Here is a 23873-nt window from a genome sequence, read left to right as displayed (position 1 = left end):
AGTCGGTACGGGAAACGTCGCTGGAGCGGTCTAGTTCCCCGTTCTGGGGTGTTCGTCCGGTCTCCGACCAATCCCTGCCTCCAGTAGATTTCAAACAGTCGCGTCTGCACTCCAGGCTGAGTGCGGTGAAATGGGGGATCAGATGATAAAATTTGGCAAGAAGAAACCGGAGCCGGCGAAGCCTCTCATCGACAGGCCGTCGACCGCCGAGAAGAATGCGTCCAAGCCGACTTTCAGCACTTGGATCCTCCGCGGGTTGGTCGTTTTCTTCGCTCTGATGTACGCCATCCTCGGTGGATTCCCCGCAATTCTAATCATTCTGGGAATGGCGGCTCTGGTGACGGGCGTGTACGCGCTCTCTGGTCGCCGCCCGTGGGCATCCGTATCAGCACACAAGACAACTGCGATCGCGGTGGCGGCCAGCCTTGTCTTCTTCATCTCCGGTGGGGTCGCTGCTGCGGCGCCAGGTGCAGGGAAAACTGCCTTGGCTGGGCAGCCGACCGCTAGCCCGACGCCGAGCGCAACCCCCACCGCAAGCCCAACCCCAACACCCGGCCCGGAATTCTCCGAGGAAGCGCCGGTCGACCCCGCGACGGTCACTGCGGCAACTGAGGGCACATCGGTCGTGGTCGTCGATACCACCTCAACCGACACCACGGCACTAACGCTCCTCGCAACCATCCCCGTCAAGGGAAAGGCCGCGAAGACCGGCTACGAGCGCACCGGCATGTTCGGCTCCGCCTGGATCGACGTGGACCGAAACGGATGCGACACCCGAAACGACATCCTTTCTCGGGACTTGAACCCCACCACCAAGTCGGGCACCTGCCGGGTGATGACCGGTTACCTCATCTCGCCATACACGGACACGTCAATCGCCTTCGTTCGCGGTCAGGACACGTCAGCTCTCGTGCAGATCGACCACGTCGTGGCTCTGTCAAATGCATGGCAGACGGGCGCTCAGCAGCTCACTCAAGCTCAGCGCGTTTCTCTGGCCAACGATCCCCTCAATCTGCTCGCGGTTGACGGCCGCTCCAACGCCCAGAAGGGCGACAGCGACACCGCAACCTGGTTGCCCTCGAACAAGGCAATCCGCTGCAGCTATGTTGCCCGTCAGGTGTCCGTCAAGGCAACATATGGTCTGTGGGTGACTCAGGCTGAGCACGACGCTATGACCCGCGTCCTCGGCTCTTGCACTGGTGAAATGGCACTGACCTCCTCGTTCACGCCTGCGCCAGCTCCGGTTGTTGTCACCCCTCCTGCGCCGGCTCCTGTCGTCGTGGCCCCTGAACCGGCCCCGGCCCCCGCGCCGGCACCAGTCGACGTCTACTACGAGAACTGCGATGCTGTGCGCGCTGCGGGAGCGGCCCCGATCTCCAAGGGATCGCCGGGTTTCCAGCGCAAGTTTGACCGCGACAAGGACGGCATCGGCTGCGACGCCTAACGAATTAGCGGCTGACCAGGTGAGTGTCTGGCAGCTGACGTGTCGACGCTGGTGGCTCGTTCCGCCGAGATAATCGCGGGCATCACGGCGCTTGAGCGGTTGATTGATCTAGACGAACCACCCATTTCCATAGCCATCCTGCTCAAGACTCCAAATCTGAATCACTCAAAGTCCCTCCGTAGCTTCAACAAGAGCGCCGTCTCGCTCAAAAAGAAACTGACTTCTGTCGAGACGGCCGCGTTGGCCCGCGAAGCTGCGGTCGTCAAGAAAGCGGCTGACGATGATGCGCGCGCTGCGGCAGAGTAGCGAGCTGCTTCGGCCCCCGCTCCGGTGAGCCCTCCGCCGTCCTCGGGGAGCGTCGATAAGTACACGGGGTGTCGGGCCGATGCTCCTAACGGCACGTCAATCGACGACAAGGGACGCCCGTACACCAAGATTCCGTGCTCGCTGGGTCAGGGAATCTTCAAGACCGTCTGCCGTCGGGTGACGCCCTGCAGGCGCCCCCTTCTCAGAAAAGCGACGCTGGTTGCCATCGCTTAGGAGCACTGGCGAATGAAGTGCTTGCGAAGCTTTGTGCGGCGGTAGTCCCTGTGGCATTGCAGCAGACGGTGTCAGAGATGATGATCTTGTGAGCAACGGCGGAGATGCAGCCTTCGAGTTCGTGATGATCTCGGATTCCCCCGACGCGCGGTTGTTCGTGGAGCTTTCCAGCTATGGGGTCGACCTCAGTGAGGCCGGAACTTGGGGGATGGGTGCCACCAAAACAGGCAGCCCGGCTCGCTTCATTTGTCCTCGGTTCGAGTCCAGGTACGCCAGCACTAAAAGGCGCAGGATTTCGCGGCGAAATCATTATCGCCCACCCTGTGGAGTAGGCCCCAAACGGGCTACTCACGGCTGCTCTGGTGCACCTGTTGCGTATGGACGCGATGATGCTCAATTAGGACAACCGCACTCGGCATGAGGCGGTCCCGGGCGCAGACGCGCTTCCGTGGTGGGGGCGGCCGAACTCGGCAGGTCACTTCGGTCGGTTCCAGCCGCAACGCGGCGCAGGCAATGTCGGCCTGCCCGCGGGCGCCGTCGGCGACTCGCTGACAGCGAGTTCGCCGCTCACGGCGCTTGCGCAAGCGTGGCTCGAGGACGTGGTGGCGGTCATGCTCGGACTTGTCCCCGCAGATCTCTACGGAGGGATTTCCCCGCTTCGCCGAATGGTCAGGAGCTGTAGCTGTGACGTCGACGATCAGGCTCAGAGCGGTGGTCGATGGGCGAGGGTCCAGCCCGGCCACCGCCCACGCTGGCGAGCATGCTCCAGATGGCGAAACCAGGCCCGCTGGCGGCGCCTGTGACGATCGCGGTGGGCCGTTTAGGCGGCATTGTTGGTGTACACGGACAGATGCTCGTGGATGCCGAGCCAGATTCCGCCTGTGCGTGAAAGCACGATTGTCTCCGACTCCTGACTCGTCGATCGTTCGCCCGCGACCTCGGAGACTGTCTCGACATCGTGGGTGAACACGGCGACGGAGTCAACCACCTGGATGCGACGGTTTGTAGACGTGCATGAGATGACCGTGAATCCGTCTGATTCCCATTCCAGCCAGAGCTGCTCATACTCTTCCCGCGACTCCAGGCGCTGCTCGATGTTGTGGAACATGAAGGTTGCCTGCGGGCTGAACCGGGCGAAATAGGCGTCTCGGTGGTGATGGCCAAAGTCCTCGATGATATGGTCTGCTGCGGCCAGCGCATCCGCTGTCACTGCTTCGGACGTGCTCACGCTGCGAACCCCGCGTGTCGAGCTTCAACTTTTGCTGCGACCTTGGCCGCGGACGACGAGTGGTCCGTTTCGATGGCGGGCATCGTCGAGTCTCTGGTCGGTACGCCGCGTGCGCCTTGATCACCAAACACGTATCGGGGCTCGGGAAAGATCCACAGCGCTCCAAGATAGAGAACGGCCGCCGAAATCACGGCGATAGCGAGACTGAGATCGACGCCGCCGCCCAGATTGATGAAGGGTCCGACGATGATGGGCGGGTAGTTCGCGAAGAGGAGTCCGAGGGCAGCGGCTCCAATCCAAGCGACCATTCCGCGCCAGTTGACCCCGCTGTTGAACCAGTAAGCTCCGCCGATTTCACCGCGGTTGAAAACCTGGAGATCGCGCGGGCGAAAGCTGCCTCGGCGCACGATGTAGCCGATGGCCATGATGACCATCCACGGGGTGGTCGTGACGATGATGGCCCCGACGAAGGCGTTCACTGCGCCGAGGAGGTCGAAGAAAATGCGGCCGGTCAGGATGAAGAGGAAGGCGACGATGCCGATTCCGATGGTGGCCTGGGCGCGGGTGAACCTGGGAAAGACGGAGGAGAAGTCGAGACCTGTGCCGTAGAGCGAGGTCGTGCCCGTCGAGAGTCCGCCGATGAAGGCCACTCCCATGAGGAGCCCCGCGTACCAGATGGGCGATGCCTGGATGAGGGCGACGACGTAGTCGCTCTCCCCGGCGACGATCGTTGCGGTCGCCACGCCGAAGAGGAAGGGAATGAGGGTAAGGGACTGGCCGATCAGTGTTGCGCCGAGGATCTTGCGCGGCGGAGTGGTGCGGGGGATGTAACGCGACCAATCTCCGAGGAATGCCCCGAACGAGATGGGGTTGGAAGCCACGATGAGGGCGGCCGCGACAAAGGTCGGCCAGAAGGAGCCGAGCGCAAAGGCCGAGGGGCCGGGATCGTAGGAGCTGTCAAACAGACCGTTGAAGGCGACGATAGCCAGAAGGATGAGGATCGTGTTGGCGATGACCGCGGTCTTGTTCACGAGCAGCATGAACTGATATCCGAACACCACAACGACGATGACGATCACGCCGATCACTCCGTAGACCAGGGTGCGAAGTCCGATTGAGTCCGGTATACCTCCAAGCCGGGTGAGTGCACCCACGAGTGCGTCGCCACTGACCCACACTGAGATGGAGTAGAAGGCGATGGCGGTGAGAAGGGAGAGGAACGATCCGACCACTCGCCCACGCACGCCGAAGAATGCAGCGGATGACACCGCATTGTTGGTCCCAGTTTTCGGTCCGAAGAGGCCCATAGGCATCAGGAACAAGGTGCCGACGAGCACTCCGCAGATCGTTGCGAGTACGGCTTGCCAGAAGGAAAGGCCGAGGACGATCGGGAAGGTACCGAGCAGCACGGTGGCGAACGTGTTCGCGCCGCCGAACTGGATGCGGAGGAGGTCGAGCCAGGTCGAGCCAGGTCGAGGTGCGGTCGGCGTCGGGTATGGTGTCGACGCCGAGGGTTTCCACTTCGGTGATTTTTGGCCGAGCGTTTAGCTCGATAGCGGGCGAGGGGTGATGAACGCCATTGTTGTCACTCATGGGTTTGCCTTTGACTCGTGGTGGGGGCCGGCGAGGACCGCAGGATTTGATTGACACTAGCGGGATGTTGCCTCCTGTGCAATAGTTTTTGACTATGAAGACAAACAGGGTCGTTGATCTCTCACTCGTGGTGAACGCAGACACCCAGGTCTATCCGGGAGATCCTGTGCCACGGTTTGACCCGCACAGCACGATCGATCGCGACGGCTTCAACCTTCTCTCGGTGTCCATGGGGTCACAAACGGGCACGCACGTTGACGCTCCGTACCACTTTGATGATGCGGCCAAGAAACTCGATGAGGTGCCGCTGGACCGGTTCGTCGGCACAGGCGTACTCGTCGACGCCCGCGCCGCGGGCGCTCGCGGTCGCATCACGTGGTCGTACTTCAAGCCCGTCGAGGCACAACTTCTGCCGGGAGTTATCGTGCTTCTCCACACGGGATGGAGCGAGCACTACGGGTCACCGACGTACTTCGACAATCCATTCCTCGACGCCGATGCCTGCGCCAAACTCATTGCCCTGGGCATCCGCACCTTCGGGATCGACGCGATCAACATCGATGAGACACCGGACTCTACCCATCACGGTGAGGGCTTTCCCGTGCATCACCTCATCGCAGACGTTGACGGCGTGATCTGCGAGAACCTTACGAATCTTGCGTCGGTCGACTTCGATGCGCCCTTCATCTCCCTGCTGCCCATCGCCTTCGAGGCGGCGGATGGGGCGCCCGTGCGTGCTGTCGCGCTGCAACTTACGTCCTAGCCGGGCACTCCCTGCCACCACCGGGTCGCAAATCACTCTTCCACCGATTCCCTCCAAGAAAGCTCCCATGAACACTCCGATCGGCCCATCCGACGCCAGTATTTCACCCCGTTATGCCGGCATCGCCACCTTCGCCCGACTTCCCCGCATCGAAGACGTGCCCAACGCAGATATAGCGGTGGTCGGTGTGCCGTTTGACAGCGGGGTCAGTTACCGCCCGGGAGCCCGCTTTGGCCCAGCCCACGTGCGCGAGGCCTCCCGGCTTCTCCGGCCTTACAACCCCGTGCAGGATGTCGAGCCGTTCTCCACCCATCAGGTCGTCGACGCAGGAGACATTGCGGCAAACCCCTTCAATATCGACGAAGCAGTCGCGCAGATTGAGGCAGCGGCAACCCGTCTCGGCGCCGGCGGAACACGACTGCTAACGATTGGAGGGGATCACACCATCGCCCTTCCCCTGCTGCGGGCGGTCACCAAGGTGACGGGTCCGGTCGCGGTGCTGCACTTCGACGCTCACCTCGACACGTGGGACACCTACTTCGGCGCACCGGTGACCCACGGTACGCCCTTTCGCCGCGCATCTGAGGAAGGCTTGATCGACCTCGAAGCCAGCCTCCACATCGGCATTCGTGGCCCGCTCTACAGCCGCAAGGACCTCACCGATGACGCCAGACTGGGCTTCGCCGTTATTGCCGCCCACGAAGTAGAGACCGAAGGTGTTGCCGGAGTAGTCAAGCGGATGCTGGCCCGCCTCGGCAACCGCCCGGTATACGTGTCCGTGGATATCGACGTTCTCGACCCCGCTCACGCTCCCGGAACTGGCACCCCGGAAGCGGGCGGGCTGACAAGCAGAGAATTGCTGGCCATCATCAGCGCACTGAGCGCCGTGCGGATCGTCGGAGCCGACGTCGTCGAAGTCGCCCCCGCCTACGACCATGCGCAGATCACGGCCGTTGCCGCCTCGCATGTCGCCTACGAAATCCTTTCGGCCATGACACCGCGCTAAGACCGGCACTCGGCGACACCGGCCGTGCGCATGGCGGGGAGCGGCGAGAGATCGCGAGATACTGGGAAACACTCCCACCTCAGGGCGTCAAGAAAGGCAAGGAACTGTGCGAGCACTCAACCCGGCACCATCGGGCGCACCGCTTGCGATCGGAGCGAAACTCCGGGCAACGCGGCTAGCTCAGGCCTTGACGATCGCGGACGTAGCCGCGGCAAGTAACCTGAGCACCGGCTTTATCAGCAGAGTCGAACGAGACGAGACCTCGCCCAGCGTGTCCTCGCTCGTGGCACTGTGCCAGGTGCTTTCCCTGCAGCTCGGCTCGCTGTTCGAGGTGCCCGATAACGAGGTCATAGCCCTCGCCGATGCGGCACTCATCAACATGGGTGGGCAAGGCGCGATCGAAAAGCTGCTCACCCCACGGGGAGAGTCTCGGGTGCAAGTACTCCGCTCGACCCTCGCACCTGGCGCCTCAGGCGGAGATGAGCTTTACACGATCAACTGCGATGTCGAGGTGTTGCACGTGTTATCAGGGAGCCTCGTCCTTCGGTTGGTCGGCGGCGATGTTGAGCTATCGGCGGGGGACACGATGACCGTCGCGGGGCGCCAACCCCACTCCTGGGACAACCGCAGTGGGGGACAAACCGAGCTTCTCTGGACCATCGTTCCGGCCGCATGGAGCGGCTCGTCCTGACTGTTCCCAGTGTGCAGCCAATCCAGGGCGGCTTCGTCAGCGAACAAACCTACGGTCCACAGGGCACTGATATCAGAACCTGGTTGCGGCCAACAGCGGCGAGATCGTGCGCGGCGGCGTGACCACGACGATCGTCGGGCCGGAACCGCTACCGACCGTAGACGATGTTCACGCCGTTAAACTGGGTGTTCGTCAGATGCTCCGGCGCACGCAGTTCGTGAAACTGATCACAGGCTGAGGGCCGCACGTGCGCGTGAGTCGACTCGCATGTGACCTCAGGAATTCCTACTGTGGTGACATGACGATTCCCGAACGCGAGCCATCTACGGAGAATGACGTGGTGACTATTCAGGGGCCTGGGATGCATGTGTACAACACCGCGTCGTACGAACCGTTCCAGCGGGAGCCTGTTGGAGCGGTTGAGGCTGAGGACATCGCTCCTATCCCGGATCCGGGAGACATCGACACTGCTTCGGGCGGACCCGCAGACTGAGCCGCACGTCCGTCGTCGCACCCGGACGGCATGAAGCCTTTCTCAGATGGCAGCGTCGGGGATGAGCTTCTCGGCACGGTAGCGGTCGAACAGCGACGTGAATGAGTCGACCGTGCGGTGGTGCGGGGTGAAGCCGGCGAGGCGGCTTTTGGTGATGTCAGTAAAGACCTCGATGTTGCGGCCGAGGTCGGCATCGCTGTGCCACCACGACGCGATGCGCCCCAGGTCGGGCTCGACCAGGCCGTGCTCCCTTGCTATATCTGCCCAGACCGGTTCCATGCCGGCCATCTGCACGTCGAGTGTGCGCGGCTCGTCGATGAATCCTTCGGGTTCAACGCTGAAGTAGGCGGCAATCTTCGGCCACATCGCACGCCAACGGAAGACGTCACCGTTGACCACGTTAAACGCTTCGTTAGCGCCGGCATCCGTTGTTGCGGCCCAGACCATCTGTTCGGCGAGGATCGTCGCATCCGTCATATCGGTCACACTGTTCCACTGCGTCTCGCTGCCGGGGAACACGAACGGTATGCCCAGATGCTTGCACAGGGAAGCCTGGGCGGCGAGGGTGAGACCCATGTTCATGAGGTTGCCGACCGCGTGGCCGATCACGGTGTGCGAGCGGTGCACTGACCAGGTGAATCCTTGGCGAGCGGATGCCGCGAAGAGCTCGTCCTCCTGCGCGTAGTAGAAGTTGGCCACGTCGAGGCGCGGTTCGTCCTCGCTGAACGGGGTATCGGGCATGGTGCCCTGCCCATAAGCCTCGAACGGCCCGAGGTAGTGCTTGAGCCCGGTAACGAGGGCGACATGGCGAACGGGCGCGTGGACGAGCGCGGCGAGAAGGTCGCGCACCATGCCGGCGTTCACCTCGATGTTGAGTTCCTCGGTGGTCTGGAGAGACCACGCCGTGAAGAACACCTGCTCGGGAATCTCGTCGGCCAGCGCTCGTTGGAGGTCGGCGGGGGAGCGCAGGTCGGCTTGGATCCAGCGCACGCCGGGCAGGTCACGGCCGACGCGGCGGGCCAGGGCGAGCACATTCCAACCCTCGCTCGAGAGCTGGTCGACGACGGCGGATCCGGTGATACCGGAAGCTCCGACGACGAGGGCGGTGCGGGAGTGGGGCTGGGTTGAGGTAGTCATTACTGGGTGCAACCACCGGGGGTGGCGGGTATTCCGCTCTTGTGAGTTACCGAAACACGGAAACCAGCGCGGTACCACTCCTGGCGTGGTGGATTGCGGATCGGGCGGCGAATCCTGTAGCTGACCAGGCGTGAGCCCTAGCGTCTGGCCGCTCCGCTCGATGGTTGTCACGTGCCATGGTGGGCCAGTGCGGGCCGCGAGTATGGAAAGCTCGGAGGGTGAAGCCCAACCTACAGTTCGCGACGTATGCCGCCAAGATGCGACAGCACATCATCGATGGAACGGATCTGGAGGTCGACGCCCGGTTCGTGGACATGCTCGCTCGCCGTGGCTCGACGATCCTCGACATCGGCTGTGGGCACGGATCGGCCGTGAACGGGCTGCGTGCTCGGGGCCACGCCGCCTTCGGGATCGACCCTACGCCCGAGGTATTGGGCGTGGCGCTCGATAACTTCGACTCAGACTGGCTCCGAGAACTCGACGTGGAGGAGTTGTCGCCGGAACGACTTGCTGGGCTGGGTATTCCAGACACCTATGACGTGGTCCTGATGGCGGGAAACGTTCCGGCGTTTCTATCGGGCGACGCACTGCGTCAGGCTTTCGCCCAGGTGAGCGCACTACTGAAACCTGGCGGTATTTTCGTTGTGGGAACGTCGAGCCATAGTCTTGGCGGCGGTCCGCACGACCAAGATGAGGCCGTTGGCACGAGCGGCCTGGGGCTTATGCATCGATTCTCGGATTGGCACCTTGGCCACTATTCAAGCGATTCCGCATGGTCCGTCAGCCTGTACACGGCACCCGGCGAATCCACCCGGTCAGAGACCCCCGACGGGATCTTCATCTTGAAGTAGGAGGGGCGTCTCCTTTTGAGCCGGTCGGAAACGCGTGGGGGAGCATCCGCTCTGAAATGTGCGCGGCACTTTCGCCGGCGGGCATCCAGTTCTACAGTGTTGGTAGGCAACCTCTATAACGCGCCGTCGCCCGTTGCGATGGTACGACTTTCAGTCCTTCAGGTTCTTGTTGCCGAACATCTGATAGGCCGCGAAATGTTCGAACTTTTTCTGGCCGCGAGAGCCCGTAGCTACTTCTTCTTGCGCCGGTTCATGCCGACCGCCGCCGTGATCGACGCGATCAATACTCGGCGCGGGTTGAAATGGGGGGCCTGCGATGCTGCTCGCCGTTCCGTATACGCTCGCAGGTATCTATTACCGAGCGCAGGTCGAAGCCGGCGGGCCCGGTTGGCTGATCCTGCTCGTGTTGCTGTTCCTTTTCAACACGCTCAAGTTTGTTTTAATCGGGCCGATCAGCCTGATGAAGTTGATTGTGGTGCGCGTTCGTGAAGCCGTGGCGCGCCGACGCATGACCCGGGCGCTGCTCGCCAACAGCGCTGAGCGCTTCGATGAGCCGGTGCTCGTGTCAAGGCGCAGCTGACGGCACGTCACGGCTGGCGTACCTCCTGGTAGCGGCATGATTGGCTCACACCGTCCGCACAGGAGGTATAACTATGACGATCCCGCAGGAACAGGTCGACGACCTACTCAGCCGCACCGCGCTGGCTGCGCTGTTCTACTATCCGGAGATCGCGGTCGACGATGACGGTCACAACCTTCAGAACGACATCGCGTACTGCTTGGAGCCCGTCGCCGGGATCGCGGACGAGGATGCCGAACGGCTGCGTGTTGTGGTCTGGCGTGTGATCACGAATCCGACGGCGCATCGCTCGGAACTGCTTAATTTGGTCATCGAGTTGGCTCCGTCGCCTGCCGAGTAACCACGATCATGAACGACCCTTCTGAGGAACCTGCCGCAGCGCGGAAGGAGCTGTCGGAGCATCCGTCTGTTGATGAGGCCGAGAAGCGGCGTCAGCATGTGGCGGCGAACCGCGACCGAATCCGCGAGCTGAATCGGCTTTGGCGTTCGGAACACCTCGACCGGGCCCGGGAGCTCAACCCTGACTCGATGCGTCGGGCCGCGGCCCGACGGCATCGTGAGGCGGAGGTGCGGGCGCGGGGGAGGGAGCGGGCGAAGCGGTGGCGGGTGGAGCATCCGGAGCGTCGGCGGGAGTATCAGCGGTGGTGGGTGGCGGAGAATCGTGAGAAGGTGCGCGACTACTACAACCGCTACTACGAGGCTCATCGCGCTGAGGTAAATGCGCGGGCCGCGGCCAGGCGGGATGCGGACCCGGAGCGCACGAGGCAGATCACCCGGCAGTGGGCTGAGCGCAACAAGGAGCGTCGTGCCGAGTTGCAGCGCAACCGGCGCAGCGATCCGGAGATCTACCAGTCGGAGCTGGAGGCAAATGCCGCGGCGCGACGGCTGAAGCGCAGCCTGAGCCGGGCCGGCCTGCCGCCGAAGCGGATTCACATGGCGACCGCGGCCGAGCGCCGGGCAAACGAGCGCGAGGCCGACGCATATTTCAATGATCCGTCGCGGCCTGAGCATGTGCGGCAGTTCACCGTCTTCGCCGAGTCGCTGACCGAGCACATGCTCAAGAACGGCGCTCGCATGCGCGAGTTCGCCGAGGCATATGTATCGTCCCGGGCGCGCATCGGGCTGCCTCTGGTGTCGGTGGAGGACGTCGTCCACGCCCGCGCCGTCGAGATAGTTGCAGAGCGGATGCGCCGGGTCGACCTTCTGACGGGCCGCGACGTCGCGTCGGCCGTGCGGAGCACGAAGGCCGAGGTGCTTCGCGCGGAGCGGCAGAGGCAGTTTGATCGGCTCGTGAAGGCTGTCGTGGTGCAGGTCCAGTGCCATCGGAGTCGGTACGTCATTGATGCGGAGATCGAGAACAAGGCTAGGGCCCGACGGGGTAAAGTGCGTGAGCCCGTCGAGTCCCTGATCGTGCAGCAGTCGATGCAGGAGGTAATTGAACGCGTGCGCACGAGCAGTCTCACGATCGAGGATTTTCGGAGTGCTGCCCGAGCCGCGTCACTTCGGGCTGCTGCGCTTTTCACGGAGCGCCAAGACGGAGGGCACATCGGATTCGCCGACTACCCGGGGGCTAGCAGTTTAACACCAGCTCTGGCCTACCGACGGTCCTGCCGGCCCGGTCTCGGGGGAATAGGAATTGGCCGCCTTGACGTTACGTCAGGTCCGAACGGCGCGGCACGCCAAATGGAGGGCCAGTCGTGCCTCGCGATCTGCCATGTCGACGCCGAGCAACTCATGAACCCGTTGAATGCGAGTCGATACGGCGTTGCGATGGAGGCGCAGAGCCGTGGCTGTCGCGGCGTTCTTGGATTCGTTGTCGAGGTGGGCAGAAAGCGTGGATAGGAGATCGTCGTTGCGCTCAAGCTCATGCTCAAGGACGGCAACCTAGTGAAGAACTTCGCCGAAAGTCTCGGCGTCCCAGTGCCAGCGACCATGGCCACCGTGTCAACCATTCACCGAGCATTCGATGCCGGATACGGCGAAGAGAATGCATCCGCTCTCATCAAGCTTCTCGCTTCTGACTCCGGAATAGACTTGGCAAGGTAGTTAGCTGGCGCAGCGTGCTCGCCGTCAGGGCCTCGGTCTCGATAACTTCCTCTTACCCGCTTGACGAACCGAGCTAGCAGAACTCATATCATCTCGAACTGCATTGCATCCCTCGGATGCAATGCAGGAGATCGCTCACTACGCGTAAGGTGGGGCAAACTGCAAGAGTCGGCGCACAGCCAGCATCGCAAGGAACGATGCCTGATCACCAAGGATCCGATCGTCAAACTGGGCGCGGGACGAGTGCAAAGGTGCCCATTCCGCCGGGTCGATGTCGGGGGAGCCGGCACCGATGTGACCGAAGGACCCGGGCACCTCCAGCAGAATCTTGGAGAAGTCCTCCGAACCGGCTTTGGGAAACTGGAGTGTGGCGAACCGGTCCGCGCCGAATAGATCGGTGGCGGTGGCGGCCCAGAATTCAGCCTCACTTGGCGTATTCTCGGTGACCGGCAGTTTCAGGTCGAACACGGCGTTGGCGGTGAGCTGATGCGCCCGCGCGATTGCCTCGATCAGATTCGGGAGTTCACGGCCCAGCCGTACTTCGCTCTCCGAGCTGAAACATCGAATTCCCGCTTTGAACGTGGCCTCGTCCGGGATGATGTTGGCCGCTGAGCCACCGTGGAACTCCCCGACGGTGAGAACTACCGGGTCGAACACGTTGAATCGGCGTGTGATGTAGGTCTGCAGGGCACCGACCATTTCGGCGGCCACTTGAATCGGGTCCAGCGCCTGAAACGGACGAGAACCGTGGCCGCCGCGGCCCTGCACCGTGACATCCAGCTGCCCGAACGCGGCCATGTACGGGCCGGGACGGGTGGTGAACAGGCCGGCCGGGGCATCCGATGCTGTGTGCACACCGTACGCGGCGAGCGGGCGACTTCCGGCGAGCTGCAGCAGGCCCTCGTCGAGCATGGCCTGCGCGCCGGAAAAGACCTCTTCTCCGGGCTGGAACATGAACATCACGTCACCCGACAACTGCTCACTAACGGAGTTCAGAAGTATGGCGGCACCGATGAGGCCGGCCGTGTGCAGATCGTGTCCGCAGGCGTGCATGGTGCCGTTAGATGAGGCGAAGTCGACGCCGGACTTTTCCGTGATTGGCAGTGCATCCATGTCGCCGCGAAGGAGCACGGTCGGGCGGTCAACGACGCCAGGCGGTACGGCGCCGCCGCGCAGAATCGCCACAATAGAGGTCGTGGATGATCCCAGCACGATTTCCAGGTCAAGATTCTTCAGCGCCTCGAGCACGCGGGACTGCGTGCGGGGGAGCTGGAGCCCCGTCTCCGGGTCGGCGTGCATCTCGCGGCGGAATGCGATCAGCGTGTCGGTAAGCGCGGCATCCGCTTTCAGCTCAAGCGTCGATTCGGTTGTCATGGTTTCCTTCCAGTGCATCGTGGGTTGTTACAGAGCGCGGGCGGCCATAGCGTAGGCATCGGCCACGCGCCCCGGATCGGTGAGCTCCCGGCCGATGCCCAGGCGTGCGACCGGAGGGCGAACTTGAATGCTGCCCTCCTGGCCAGTTTCGGTGGCGATTCCGTACGAGGCGAGAACCAGTAGGCCCTGCTGCTCGCTCAGCAACGGAACAACCAAGCTCAAGCCATCCCTCGGCGTGACGGTGAGGCCGCGGTCGGCGAGAAGACTCACCATCTGTACTCGGCGTCCCCGGTAGACCTCCCTGGCGTGATCAATTTGTGTTTGGGTGGCGGCGTCGGTGAGCATCCAGGCGAGGGCGCCTTGAAGGATTCGGCTCGTCCATCCGGCGCCGAACTGCTGGTACAGCCGAGCCCGTTCGATCGGCAGTTCCGCCCCGCCCATGACCGCAATGCGCAGGTCGGGCCCGTGTGACTTTGAGTACGATCGCACGACCACGGTGCGATCAGGGTATGCGGTGCCCAGGCTGAACCCGGCGTGAAGATTGAGGTCGCCCAAACCATCATCTTCGATGATCAGGCAGTCCGAGCCGTCGAGCACCGTCGTGAGCTGCGCATGTCGTGTGTGGGACAGCGTGGAACCGGACCGGGATCCGGAACGTGGTTCGTAAATGAATGCAACCGGCCTGCTCTTCATCGCCTGGCGGAGAGATTCTGGTTGCGGGCCATCGGCATCCGTTCTCACCGATAGCACGCGGGCGCCAAAGAGCTCCAGAATGTCCAGCGTTCGCGGCGTCGACGGGTCGGCCACGGCCACGTATTCGCCGGGCACAACGCCCGACGCGATCAGCAGACGAATTGCGTCGTAGCCGCCGTTGGCCACAAACCATGCGTCGGGCTGCCACGGCCAGGTGGGCGCCACGGCCTCCTTGAGCGCTGGGATGATGCTTGGACGCTGATACCAATTCAGCCGTTCATCGACGGGCGCTTGGGTGATTGCGAATTGCAGGTTGGGTAAGAGTCCCGGATCGGGTGTGGCGAGCGAAAGATCGAGCACGCTCCCACCCCAGAGCCGCACCACATTCTCAAATCGTTTGGGCGCGAGCATCCGGGGCGCATCGAGCACGCGCATTCCTTGACGGCCGGTGCCCTCAATCACCCCGTGTTTGCGCAGTGTCGCCCAGGCTGCGGAAACGGTTGCGGGGCTGACATGGAGTACACCGGCCAAGTCGCGCACCGTCGGCAGGCGGCACCCGCTCGCTATGGCACCCTGGCGCACCATGCGGATGATGGCTGCAGCGATGCCGAGCGCCGACGGTTCCTCGATGCGCGCGGCAAGCCATTCGGCCGTTGTGGCGGTCACTGGTGGTTCGTTAACGTGTTCCACTGGGTCTCCTGGCACTCAGTCAGAGCAATTCTTTATGTTCAGTAACATTACCTTGTATTGTGCTACTTCTTACAGTGAGCATAGGCTCTCGTCTAAACATCCGCTGACATTCGATTTGAATCAGGAAGCCACGACTTTATGAGCTCCATCCGCCTCGCCACTCGCCACTGGGATCATGTGATGCCCATCGCAACCAAGGAGGTCCCCGGGTTCGAGGACTATGCCCTTGAAACTCGCGCCATCACACCGGATCTGTGGACGGAACCCGACCTGGACGGCGGTGAAACCTCGTTCAGCCGCTATGTGCGGGCCCGCGCCGCCGGCGATGACAGCATCACCGCCCTCCCCGTCTTCATCATGCGCGGCTTTCGCCACCGCTGCATTATTACCGCAAAGAACAGCCCGCTGGAGACTGCGGTCGACCTGCGCGGCAAGCGCATCGGACTGACGGGGTGGGCTGACAGCGGCAACACCTGGACCCGTGCCATCCTCCGGCAGGACGGTGTCGACATCCCCGACGCTCAGTGGCGCGTGGGTGCCCTGACCAAGGATCACCCGATCATGGACCGCATCGGCCCGATCGAAGTGCCGAGCAATCTCTCACCGACCGAGAACGACGAACCGATGGTCGACATGCTCGAACGCGGCGCACTCGACGCCGTGATGACGCCGTTCATGCCCTCGGGATTCTACGAAACGGATGCCCCCTTCCGTACCCTCTACCGCGACCCGAAGCGGGCAGAGGCCGACTACTACGCCACCACGGGTTTCATCCCCGGCATTCACGTGCTCGCCGTGAAGACCTCCCTGCTGGAAGCAGCCCCGGCGCTGGCTGGCGAACTGGTCGAGATGTTCGAGACCGCCAAGGAGATCAGCGCCGCCCGCCGCGGCAAGCTTCTCGACATCACCCCGTGGCAGAACGAGGCCATCGCCTCGGCCACACGCATCTTCGGTTCGGATTGGATGCCATACGGGCTCGATTCGAACCGCAGCATGATCGCTGCCTTTCAGACCGAGCTGGTCGCCCAAGGGCTGATGGACGTACCAGTGGATGTCGACCGCCTGTTCCCGCAGATCGCCCCGGCTTCTCAAACGATCGGTGTTTCCGCATGAGCCGGCTAAATCCGCCGACGGTCGCGGAGGCCGTGAAGCCTGGCGCTGGCCGTCTCCGAGTCGCCGCCGCGCAATTCGCAGTGAGTGCCGACTGGCTGCACAACGTTGACCAGATTCTGCCGCTGATCGAAGGGGCCGACATCGATCGTACCGATCTGCTGGTGCTGCCCGAGGGTGTAATGGCCCGATTCATGGGGGAGAAGGAGCGCATCCGCACGGCTGCTCAGCCGCTGGACGGACCGTTCGTCACGGCTATCCGCGCGGCCACAGTGGGATTAACTGTCACCGTGGTGTTCGGCATCCATGAGACCTCGGGCACCCCGCGTCCGTACAACACACTGGTGACCGTGCACGACGGCGAAATCGTTCATCTGTACCGCAAGACTCATCTATACGATGCCTTCAACGCCCGCGAGTCCGACAACATCCTGGCCGCCGACGAGGTACCGCCGCTGCTTACGGTGAACGGCTTCAAGATCGGCTTCATGACCTGCTACGACGTGCGGTTTCCCGAAGTCGCCCGGCTGGTCGCCGTGCAAGGAGCCGACGTCATCGTGCTGCCTGCAGCCTGGGCGAAGGGTCCGTCGAAGGAGTTCCATTGGAGCACCCTGGTCAGCGCCCGCGCACTCGACAACACGGTGTTCCTCATCGCATCGGGTGAAGCGGGGGAGACCTGCATCGGTCGCAGCATGATTGTCGACCCGCACGGCATCCCGATCGTTCAGGCCCTCGCCGGTGCCGAAACGATCACGGCCACAATTTCACAGTCTCGCCTGACGGAGGCACGTCGCAGCCTTCCCGTGTTGGAAAACCGTCGTTTTGACGTGAATCCGACGCCACGTGCACCCGCCGGATTTCCGGCTTCCCGAGTTCCAGCATCCGTTTCATTCTGATCTAAGGAGCTACACCATGAAGACAGCACGCAAACTTACCGTCGGCGCCGCGATGTTGCTGGCAATCGGACTCGCCGGCTGCGCCGTTGACGAAGGCGGTACCGGAGGTCCGAGTGCCGCTTCGTCAGCGGGCCCGCAGGAGTTGAACCAAAAGTTGCACGACGCTCTTCCTGAGGCGATCCAAGAATCCGGCAAAATCATCGCCGTGAACAATGGTTCTTTCCCGCCTTACACGGTCGTCGAAGGCGACGGTACCCTCAATGGCGCCACCGCTGACATTTCGGTCGCTATCGGAGAAATCCTCGGCGTGACGATTGAGCACAGCACCGTCGACGGGCTCGCGAGCGTGCTCAGCGGAATGGATGCCGGACGTTACGACCTCAACGTTGGCCCGACCGGTGACTTCAAGGAGCGTCAGGAGCAGGCCACGTTCATCGACTGGGTGCAGGAATTCGTTGTCTTCGCAGTCGCTGCGGGCAACCCGCAGAAAATTTCCGACCTCGATTCGACCTGCGGTAAAAAGATCGCCGTGATGGCCAGCGGTTCGGCTGAGAAGGTCATCAAGACTCAGGCCGACAAGTGCGTCGCTGATGGAGAGCCGGCTCTGGAGGTGCAGTCCTACAAGGACCAGCCCAGCTCGATCCTCGCGGTGCAGTCGGGCCGTGCCGACGGCTTCTTCTCCTCGCAGGCCCCGCTGACTTATTTCGTCGAACAGTCTGACGGTGCCCTCGAACTGGCCGCGACCGGCGAGAAGAACGGATTCACTGATCTGCACCAGGGCGCGCTCGTTCCGAGGGATTCCCCGCTGGCCGACATTATGCTCGCCGCGTTCCAGGAACTGTTCGACAACGGGACCTACGCCGAGATCATGAAGGCTCACGGGCTCGAGGGCAACATGGTTGAGGCACCCGGAATCAACCTCGGCGTCTCCTGATGCCGACAGACATCAGGGCCGTCCCTGCGGGAGAGGAGAAGCGGATGCAGTCACCAACGCACAGGCTGGACGTCGCGAATTCGGTGCGGCGCAGACATCCGTGGCGACTGGTTGCCGTTCTGGTGATCGCGGTTCTCCTGGCGCAGTTGGTGCAGCTGTTGGTAACCAATGAACGCTTCGGCTGGGCCACGGTGGCCACGTATCTGTTTTCCATCGAGGTGATGCGCGGGCTGGGGATGACGATCGCGCTGACGATCACCTGCATGATCCTCGGCATCGTGCTGGGGGTCGTGTTGGCGATCTGCCGGATCTCCCAAAACCCGGTACTGCAGGCCACGGCCTCGGCCTACGTCTGGTTCTTCCGGGGCACTCCGCTGCTGGTGCAGCTGATCTTCTTCTACAACCTGTCGGCGCTGGTGCCGCAGCTGTCGCTCGGCATCCCGTTCGGCCCGGCGTTCCTGTCGGTGGGTACGAACACGGTCATCACTCCGATGCTGGTCGCAATACTGGGGCTCGGTCTCCATGAGGCCGCGTACATGGCTGAGATAATTCGCGGCGGGCTGCTCTCGGTCGACCCCGGCCAGCGTGAGGCCGGGGCTTCTGTGGGCATGTCGAACGCGCGGATCATGCGGCGCATTGTGCTGCCGCAGGCGATGCGTTTCATAATTCCTCCGACAGGCAACCAGGTGATTAGCATGGCGAAGGCAACCTCACTGGTGTCCGTCATTGCCATGTCTGACCTCTTTTACACCGTGCAGGCGGTCTACAACCGCAACTTCCAAACGATTCCGCTGCTGTTGGTCGCGGTGATTTGGTACCTGATTATTACGACTTTGCTCAACATTGGGCAGTCCTTCATTGAGAAACGGTTCTCACGGAGCGCAAAGCAGGAAACGAACGGGTTGTGGGATTATCTCACGCGCAGGTTCGGCCGGAAGGCGATAACCGTCAGCGCACCGACCACCGGCCCGCTCGCAGTGCCCACGATGAATAGGAGTGACCTTCGATGACTCAATTATTGCCAACCCTTTCGGGCACGTATGCACGCTCCGGCACCGTGCTCATCGCCGAGAACGTGCGCAAGAGCTTCGGCGATATCGAAGTTCTCTCCGGAATCGACCTCGAGGTGCAGCAGGGAGAGACCGTGGTCATCCTTGGTCCCTCCGGGTCAGGGAAGTCCACGTTCCTCCGCTGCATCAACCTGCTCGAGGGGCTGAACGGCGGACGCATTCTTGTCGACGGCCGGGACGTGGGTTTCGATGTCCGCAAGGATCGGCTGCACGAATTGAGCGGCAATCAAATTGCGCAGCGGCGCCGGGATATCGGCATGGTTTTTCAGCAGTTCAATTTGTTCGCGCATATGACCGTGTTGCAGAACATCATCGAGGCTCCAACCGGCGTGAAGGGCGAGCCGCGTGAGCAAGCCATCGCGTACGCCAAGACCCTGCTCGCAAAAGTAGACCTGAGTGGGCGGGAAGACGCGTACCCCCGGCAGTTGTCTGGAGGGCAGCAGCAGCGCGTGGCGATCGCTCGGGCACTGGCAATGCGACCGAAACTCATGCTCTTTGACGAGCCGACCAGCGCACTGGACCCGGAACTAGTTGGGGAAGTGCTGGCCACGATGAAGGAGCTGTCCGCGGAGGGATTGACCATGGTGGTCGTCACCCACGAGATCAGCTTTGCCCGGGAGGCGGCTGACCGGGTCGTCTTCATGGACGGGGGAGTAATTGTCGAGCAGGGTACGCCGCAGCAGGTCATCGACAACCCGCAGCATGCACGCACCCGAGCGTTCCTTTCCCGGTTCTTATAGGTGGGCTCTCCAGACATGGTCGAGGACGGCGCTCGCGTGCGCGAGTTTGTTATCACCAGTCTGGCGACCTAGACGGGCCGGCGGTTCACGTACGTTTCGGTGGAGAAGTGTACTTCGCCGAAGTCCGCACGTTCCCCTCGCTGCGCAACAAGACATGCTGGCGAGGACGTGCCACTTTGGGGGCAATAAACTTTCAAATTGCCAGAATCAGTCCGTTTAAACCTGGCATAACACGTAAACTCTGCATACCAACTTCCGCGTAATCCTGCGGAACTTAGGGGATGAGTAGCACCCATGGTGGCAGTAGTCTCGAATCATTTGTTCTTGGTTCGAGTGCAGGTACCCCAGCTGTAAAACCCCCGGTCAAGCGGGGTTTTTTTGCTGACATAACCACTTTATGCGCGGGTTTATGGTCATATTTTCTGCACTGTCTCCTAGACATTTGAAGTCTTTCGATCCCTCATATAGAATAAATATTCTATTTTGCGATTGCGGTCGAGATGGACGGGGTCGTGGAGCGATGACGCCCTAAACAGTTGTTGTGATCATCATCGTCGGCGGCGACTATAGGCAGCAGTATGCTCGCGTCTCTACGGTGGCCAACGTCTGTCCGGCGAAGCAGTCGGTGGCTCGGTTCTGCATGTGGGTACCGACACGGTTTGACCTTTCCTGCCAGTGTGGGTGTCGTTCATGCGCCGGCCGTGTCGGGAAACGATCAAGAGGGTTGGGCAATGCGCCGGTCTCGTCTTGTCGTCGGCGCTCGGATATCAGACGTCGGCGAGGGGCCACCGCTCACCTGCGTGGTTGATGGGCGGTAGGCGGTCGGCGGTCCGCTGTCGATGGGCGCTCAAGGTCAGGGCTGGGCTCGACGCGGAGTGCGGTGGCGGCGATGGCGCAGAGAGGATCTCCCTTTTGGTGTTAGTCGATCACGGCGGGGGCGATGGTTCGGGATTGTCGCTGACACAACGAACCGGGTCGAGGTCGCGAACGGCACTTGGGAGGTGGGGCCCCCTGCCTGAAGGACTGTTCGCTCTCGATCGTCCGGAGGACGCAGGCGGACCTTACGCAGCCAAACGGTTCGGCATAGCGATCTTGGATTCATTGAGCACAGATAGTTGCTGTGACTCCCGGAATCAAGATTTAAGCATGTCGATGACGGTTCTTGACACTCTTCCAAGGTCATGCGACACTCAATTAGGGCGAATGCCCGATCAAGACATGAATAAATATGCACACTTGCAAGGTTTGTTTCAAAGGAGAAACGTATGCACAGCATCAATTTTCGACGGAATGTTACCTTGGCGTCGGCAGCCGCGTTGTCTGTCGCCTTGCTCTTCACCGGCTGCAGTCCAACTGTCGCCCCAACAGGCGCCTCAGGGAACGACGGCGACAATGGTCAAACGATTGGGATCGCAGTAGCGGACCAAAAATCACTGTTCTACGTCGCAGCCGTTGACGGAATGGAGCAGGCTGCAGACGAAGCCGGATATAAACTCGTCACGCTCTCCGCCAATAACAATTCCGGTCAGCAAGTCAACCAAGTTCAGGATCTGATCACCCAGCAGGTCGACGTCATCATTTTCATCGCCCAAGACGCAACGTCAGCAGCAGCCGGCGTCAAGCTGGCCAATGACGCCGGTGTTCCGATCATTGCCGTCGACCAAAAGCCCGAGTCCGGCAAAGGCAAACTTGCCACATACATCGCGACGGACAGTGTCGCCGCCGCCGAGAAGCTGTGCACCTGGATGTTTGACCAGTTCGGTGGCGCCGGCGACATAGCAATCCTCCAAGGCCCGCTCGGCTCCACCGCGGAATTGCAGCGCAGCGAAGGCTGCGCAAACGCACTAGCGAACTATCCCGACGTCAATGTCGTCGCTCAGGAATCAGCAGGTTGGGACGAAACTAAAGCCTTCACCGCCGCCCAGAATATCTTGACTGCAAATCCTAACTTGAAGGCAATTTTCGGCGAAAGCGACGCCATGGCGCTGGGCGCAGCTAAGGCTGCAAAGCAGGAAGGCCGCACGGGCCTTTTCTTTGTAGGGATCGACGGATTCCCGACGATGTTCACGGCCGTCGCCGACGGACTCACCCAGGCCACGATGGCGCAGCAGCCGTACCTCATGGGTCAACTATCGGTGCAGGACGCGATGAAGATTGCCGAGGGAAACGGCGATGACATTCCTGAACTCCAATATCAGGACACGGTGCTCGTCACCGGTGAGAACGTCGCTGACAACGATCCCGCGAAGTTCTACGGTCCCGACTTCAAATAATCGAACAGCTGCCGGTGGGAGACGTGGAAACCGCGGTAGACCGTCTCCCACCGGTTCTATTCCGATCGTGATGAATGGATGACAGTGGTACAGACACTTGCACAAACAACTTACGACGGCCAGGCAGACGGAGATTCTGCGGGTCTCATTTGCACGGGGCTTTCCAAGAGCTACTGGGGAATTCCCGTACTCAAAGGCGTTGATATTACGCTCCGGCCCGGAAGCGTCGTTGGACTCATCGGCGAGAACGGGGCCGGAAAGTCGACAACGTCGTCGATTATCGCGGGCATAGTTGAAGCCAACGGCGGCTCGATGACCATCGACGGCGTTCCTTACGAACCAGCTCGGCCGTCAGACGCATTGAAAAATGGCGTCGCGCTTATTCATCAAGAGATTCGAATGGTTCCGGAGCTGTCGGTCGCAGAGAATATCTTTATCGGGCGGCTGCCTCGTCGCCGAGGCCTGATCGATCGCAATCGCATCAATGACGAGGCGAGGGAATACCTCGAGCTCGTCGGTTCACAGACTGACCCGCGCCGTCCGGTTGCAGGACTTTCCATCGCGGCGCAGCAGGAAATCGAGATCGCACGCGCCCTCTCCCGCGAACCGAAATACATCATTTTTGATGAGCCCTCTGCTTCACTCGGTCAGTCCGAAACTCAACACGTTTTCGCTCAAATCGCAGCGTTGAGACAACGTGGCGTGGGAATCGTGTACATCTCCCACCGCCTCGAAGAGATCAAAGAAGTCGCGGACACGATTGTGTGCCTCAGGGATGGCGCGTTGGTGGGAAATTGGCCAGCAAATGGGATTACGAAAGACGAAATGGTCAAGGCAATGGTCGGCCGCGATTTTGTCTTCTCCCACCGGGCGCCAAAGCCCGCTACCGACGAGATCGCACTCTCGGTCACGGGATTGAGCAAGGCCGGAGTATTTGAGGGCATCGACTTCGATGTTCGTCGCGGAGAAATATTTGGCTTCGCTGGTCTCGTGGGAGCTGGTCGAACCGAGGTCGTGCGAACCATCGCCGGTGCAGATCAAGCCGACGCCGGAAAGATCAGCGTGCGCGGCAAGGTCGTTTATATCAAAAACCCACGGTCTGGCATTGACGCTGGGATCGCGATGGTTCCCGAGGACCGAAAGGGTCAAGGACTCAACCTTGACCGTACCGGCGCCGAAAACATCACCCTTCCGTGGGAGAAAGGCCTGAGCTCAGCCGGAATTATCACCAAGAAGAAGGTGACGGCGACCGCGAACAAACTGCGAGACTTCCTGGACATCCGTGGACGACTCGACATTCCCGTGGGTTCTCTTTCGGGCGGAAATCAGCAGAAGGTGCTGCTGGCGAAGTGGCTGGTGAACGAGCCCAAGGTTCTCATCCTCGACGAGCCCACCAGGGGCGTCGACGTCGGAGCGAAGATGACGATCTACGAGACCATCCGAGCACTCGCCGAAACCGGCGTCGGCGTCATCGTCGTCTCATCAGAACTCGAAGAAGTACTCGGCCTGTCTCACCGTGTGCTCGTGATGTCCGGTGGCCGCCAGCGTGCGATTCTCGACCGCGCGGAAGCGACACCGGAAGCAGTCATGGCCCTTGCGCTTAGCAACGTCCCAAGAGAAGCCCCACTCGAGTCGCCAATCGACGGCGAAGAAGAGTTCCGAACGCCGATCAGAATGCAGGAGAACTGAACCATGGCCATAGTCGACCGCAACGTCACGCC

General features: G+C 61.7%; 22 protein-coding genes and 1 pseudogene. 17 read left to right on the top strand and 6 right to left on the bottom strand.

Annotation, left to right across the window (positions count from 1 at the left end):
- The first annotated feature begins 142 nt into the window (after positions 1–142).
- The gene (locus CXY78_RS05065) at positions 143–1444 is read left to right on the top strand and encodes a DUF1524 domain-containing protein (RefSeq protein WP_233206086.1); all 1302 of its coding nucleotides are present in this window, start codon (positions 143–145) and stop codon (positions 1442–1444) included.
- Between the two features lie 39 nt (positions 1445–1483).
- On the top strand, positions 1484–1750 hold the full coding sequence (locus CXY78_RS05060; protein WP_104088344.1) for a hypothetical protein: 267 nt from the start codon (positions 1484–1486) through the stop codon (positions 1748–1750).
- Positions 1751–2804: 1054 nt separating this feature from the next.
- On the opposite strand, the gene CXY78_RS05055 is transcribed toward CXY78_RS05060, so the two are convergent.
- Positions 2805–3212 (bottom strand): nuclear transport factor 2 family protein, encoded by a 408-nt coding sequence (locus tag CXY78_RS05055; protein WP_199182588.1) that lies wholly within the window; start codon positions 3210–3212, stop codon positions 2805–2807.
- Positions 3209–4621 (bottom strand): cytosine permease, encoded by a 1413-nt coding sequence (locus tag CXY78_RS05050; RefSeq protein WP_233206085.1) that lies wholly within the window; start codon positions 4619–4621, stop codon positions 3209–3211. The genes CXY78_RS05055 and CXY78_RS05050 overlap by 4 nt, the downstream gene beginning before the upstream one ends.
- Before the next feature lie 278 nt (positions 4622–4899).
- On the opposite strand from CXY78_RS05050, the gene CXY78_RS05045 reads away from it, so the two are divergent.
- The 4 genes from CXY78_RS05045 to CXY78_RS21540 all read left to right on the top strand — a co-directional run bounded on the left by CXY78_RS05045 (position 4900) and on the right by CXY78_RS21540 (position 7758).
- Positions 4900–5568 carry a cyclase family protein gene (locus CXY78_RS05045; RefSeq protein ID WP_104088342.1) on the top strand — a complete coding sequence of 223 codons (669 nt, stop codon included), beginning with the start codon at positions 4900–4902 and terminating at the stop codon, positions 5566–5568.
- A gap of 67 nt (positions 5569–5635) precedes the next feature.
- On the top strand, positions 5636–6574 hold the full coding sequence (gene speB / locus CXY78_RS05040) for an agmatinase (RefSeq protein ID WP_104088340.1): 939 nt from the start codon (positions 5636–5638) through the stop codon (positions 6572–6574).
- A gap of 106 nt (positions 6575–6680) precedes the next feature.
- Positions 6681–7265 carry a cupin domain-containing protein gene (locus CXY78_RS05035; RefSeq protein ID WP_104088339.1) on the top strand — a complete coding sequence of 195 codons (585 nt, stop codon included), beginning with the start codon at positions 6681–6683 and terminating at the stop codon, positions 7263–7265.
- A gap of 298 nt (positions 7266–7563) precedes the next feature.
- Positions 7564–7758, top strand: coding sequence for a hypothetical protein (locus CXY78_RS21540; protein WP_104088337.1), 195 nt, complete (start codon positions 7564–7566; stop codon positions 7756–7758).
- A 42-nt stretch (positions 7759–7800) separates the two neighbouring features.
- Here the strand turns inward: CXY78_RS21540 and CXY78_RS05025 are convergent, their stop codons facing one another.
- The gene (locus CXY78_RS05025) at positions 7801–8895 is read right to left on the bottom strand and encodes an SDR family oxidoreductase (protein ID WP_104088336.1); all 1095 of its coding nucleotides are present in this window, start codon (positions 8893–8895) and stop codon (positions 7801–7803) included.
- A gap of 218 nt (positions 8896–9113) precedes the next feature.
- On the opposite strand from CXY78_RS05025, the gene CXY78_RS05020 reads away from it, so the two are divergent.
- The 3 genes from CXY78_RS05020 (at position 9114) to CXY78_RS05010 (ending at position 10666) form a co-directional block, all read left to right on the top strand.
- The gene (locus tag CXY78_RS05020) at positions 9114–9746 is read left to right on the top strand and encodes a bifunctional 2-polyprenyl-6-hydroxyphenol methylase/3-demethylubiquinol 3-O-methyltransferase UbiG (protein WP_233206083.1); all 633 of its coding nucleotides are present in this window, start codon (positions 9114–9116) and stop codon (positions 9744–9746) included.
- Positions 9747–10062: 316 nt separating this feature from the next.
- A complete protein-coding gene (locus CXY78_RS05015) occupies positions 10063–10326 on the top strand; it encodes a hypothetical protein (protein WP_369827250.1) in 264 nt (87 codons plus the stop codon).
- Positions 10327–10399: 73 nt separating this feature from the next.
- Positions 10400–10666, top strand: coding sequence for a hypothetical protein (locus tag CXY78_RS05010; protein ID WP_104088333.1), 267 nt, complete (start codon positions 10400–10402; stop codon positions 10664–10666).
- A gap of 1316 nt (positions 10667–11982) precedes the next feature.
- Here CXY78_RS05010 and CXY78_RS05005 read toward each other — a convergent pair.
- Positions 11983–12111 (bottom strand): annotated as a pseudogene (locus tag CXY78_RS05005) (helix-turn-helix domain-containing protein); the annotation flags it as partial.
- An 81-nt stretch (positions 12112–12192) separates the two neighbouring features.
- On the opposite strand from CXY78_RS05005, the gene CXY78_RS20960 reads away from it, so the two are divergent.
- On the top strand, positions 12193–12372 hold the full coding sequence (locus CXY78_RS20960; RefSeq protein WP_104088331.1) for an NAD(P)-dependent oxidoreductase: 180 nt from the start codon (positions 12193–12195) through the stop codon (positions 12370–12372).
- A 138-nt stretch (positions 12373–12510) separates the two neighbouring features.
- On the opposite strand, the gene CXY78_RS04995 is transcribed toward CXY78_RS20960, so the two are convergent.
- Together CXY78_RS04995 and CXY78_RS04990 are read right to left on the bottom strand one after the other, a co-directional pair.
- Positions 12511–13746, bottom strand: coding sequence for a M20 family metallopeptidase (locus tag CXY78_RS04995; RefSeq protein ID WP_104088329.1), 1236 nt, complete (start codon positions 13744–13746; stop codon positions 12511–12513).
- A 27-nt stretch (positions 13747–13773) separates the two neighbouring features.
- Positions 13774–15105 (bottom strand): PLP-dependent aminotransferase family protein, encoded by a 1332-nt coding sequence (locus CXY78_RS04990; RefSeq protein WP_104088328.1) that lies wholly within the window; start codon positions 15103–15105, stop codon positions 13774–13776.
- A 204-nt stretch (positions 15106–15309) separates the two neighbouring features.
- On the opposite strand from CXY78_RS04990, the gene CXY78_RS04985 reads away from it, so the two are divergent.
- From CXY78_RS04985 to CXY78_RS04955, 7 genes are all read left to right on the top strand, one after another.
- Entirely contained in the window at positions 15310–16242 is a 933-nt protein-coding gene (locus CXY78_RS04985) for an ABC transporter substrate-binding protein (RefSeq protein ID WP_158253268.1), read from the top strand.
- Positions 16239–17135: a nitrilase-related carbon-nitrogen hydrolase gene (locus CXY78_RS04980; RefSeq protein WP_104088325.1), complete on the top strand. Its 897-nt coding sequence runs from the start codon at positions 16239–16241 to the stop codon at positions 17133–17135. Before CXY78_RS04985 ends, CXY78_RS04980 begins: the two co-directional genes overlap by 4 nt.
- Before the next feature lie 16 nt (positions 17136–17151).
- Positions 17152–18069, top strand: coding sequence for an ABC transporter substrate-binding protein (locus tag CXY78_RS04975; RefSeq protein WP_104088323.1), 918 nt, complete (start codon positions 17152–17154; stop codon positions 18067–18069).
- 44 nt (positions 18070–18113) lie between these two features.
- The gene (locus tag CXY78_RS04970; protein WP_104088322.1) at positions 18114–19079 is read left to right on the top strand and encodes an amino acid ABC transporter permease; all 966 of its coding nucleotides are present in this window, start codon (positions 18114–18116) and stop codon (positions 19077–19079) included.
- A complete protein-coding gene (locus CXY78_RS04965) occupies positions 19076–19879 on the top strand; it encodes an amino acid ABC transporter ATP-binding protein (RefSeq protein ID WP_104088320.1) in 804 nt (267 codons plus the stop codon). The genes CXY78_RS04970 and CXY78_RS04965 overlap by 4 nt, the downstream gene beginning before the upstream one ends.
- Positions 19880–21144: 1265 nt before the next feature.
- On the top strand, positions 21145–22152 hold the full coding sequence (locus CXY78_RS04960) for a substrate-binding domain-containing protein (RefSeq protein ID WP_104088319.1): 1008 nt from the start codon (positions 21145–21147) through the stop codon (positions 22150–22152).
- 78 nt (positions 22153–22230) lie between these two features.
- The gene (locus CXY78_RS04955; RefSeq protein ID WP_092341287.1) at positions 22231–23841 is read left to right on the top strand and encodes a sugar ABC transporter ATP-binding protein; all 1611 of its coding nucleotides are present in this window, start codon (positions 22231–22233) and stop codon (positions 23839–23841) included.
- Positions 23842–23873: the final 32 nt, after the last annotated feature.

The sequence above is a fragment of the Cryobacterium sp. N19 genome, from assembly GCF_002929595.1.
GTDB classification, from domain to species: domain Bacteria; phylum Actinomycetota; class Actinomycetes; order Actinomycetales; family Microbacteriaceae; genus Cryobacterium; species Cryobacterium flavum.
The sequence above is the reverse complement of the archived record's forward strand: the minus strand, read 5'-3'. Positions and strand labels throughout refer to the sequence as shown.

Excerpts from the sequence above, each read along its gene's own strand:
- CXY78_RS04965 (WP_104088320.1), top strand. The coding sequence starts at position 19,076 with ATGACTCAATTATTGCCAACCCTTTCGGGCACGTATGCACGCTCCGGC.
- CXY78_RS04960 (WP_104088319.1), top strand. The coding sequence starts at position 21,145 with ATGCACAGCATCAATTTTCGACGGAATGTTACCTTGGCGTCGGCAGCC.
- CXY78_RS04980 (WP_104088325.1), top strand. The coding sequence starts at position 16,239 with ATGAGCCGGCTAAATCCGCCGACGGTCGCGGAGGCCGTGAAGCCTGGC.
- CXY78_RS04955 (WP_092341287.1), top strand. The coding sequence starts at position 22,231 with ATGACAGTGGTACAGACACTTGCACAAACAACTTACGACGGCCAGGCA.
- CXY78_RS04970 (WP_104088322.1), top strand. The coding sequence starts at position 18,114 with ATGCAGTCACCAACGCACAGGCTGGACGTCGCGAATTCGGTGCGGCGC.
- CXY78_RS05065 (WP_233206086.1), top strand. The coding sequence starts at position 143 with ATGATAAAATTTGGCAAGAAGAAACCGGAGCCGGCGAAGCCTCTCATC.
- CXY78_RS05015 (WP_369827250.1), top strand. The coding sequence starts at position 10,063 with ATGCTGCTCGCCGTTCCGTATACGCTCGCAGGTATCTATTACCGAGCG.
- speB (WP_104088340.1), top strand. The coding sequence starts at position 5,636 with ATGAACACTCCGATCGGCCCATCCGACGCCAGTATTTCACCCCGTTAT.
- CXY78_RS20960 (WP_104088331.1), top strand. The coding sequence starts at position 12,193 with ATGCTCAAGGACGGCAACCTAGTGAAGAACTTCGCCGAAAGTCTCGGC.
- CXY78_RS05045 (WP_104088342.1), top strand. The coding sequence starts at position 4,900 with ATGAAGACAAACAGGGTCGTTGATCTCTCACTCGTGGTGAACGCAGAC.
- CXY78_RS21540 (WP_104088337.1), top strand. The coding sequence starts at position 7,564 with ATGACGATTCCCGAACGCGAGCCATCTACGGAGAATGACGTGGTGACT.
- CXY78_RS04995 (WP_104088329.1), bottom strand. The coding sequence starts at position 13,746 with ATGACAACCGAATCGACGCTTGAGCTGAAAGCGGATGCCGCGCTTACC.
- CXY78_RS05010 (WP_104088333.1), top strand. The coding sequence starts at position 10,400 with ATGACGATCCCGCAGGAACAGGTCGACGACCTACTCAGCCGCACCGCG.
- CXY78_RS05025 (WP_104088336.1), bottom strand. The coding sequence starts at position 8,895 with ATGACTACCTCAACCCAGCCCCACTCCCGCACCGCCCTCGTCGTCGGA.
- CXY78_RS04985 (WP_158253268.1), top strand. The coding sequence starts at position 15,310 with ATGCCCATCGCAACCAAGGAGGTCCCCGGGTTCGAGGACTATGCCCTT.
- CXY78_RS04975 (WP_104088323.1), top strand. The coding sequence starts at position 17,152 with ATGAAGACAGCACGCAAACTTACCGTCGGCGCCGCGATGTTGCTGGCA.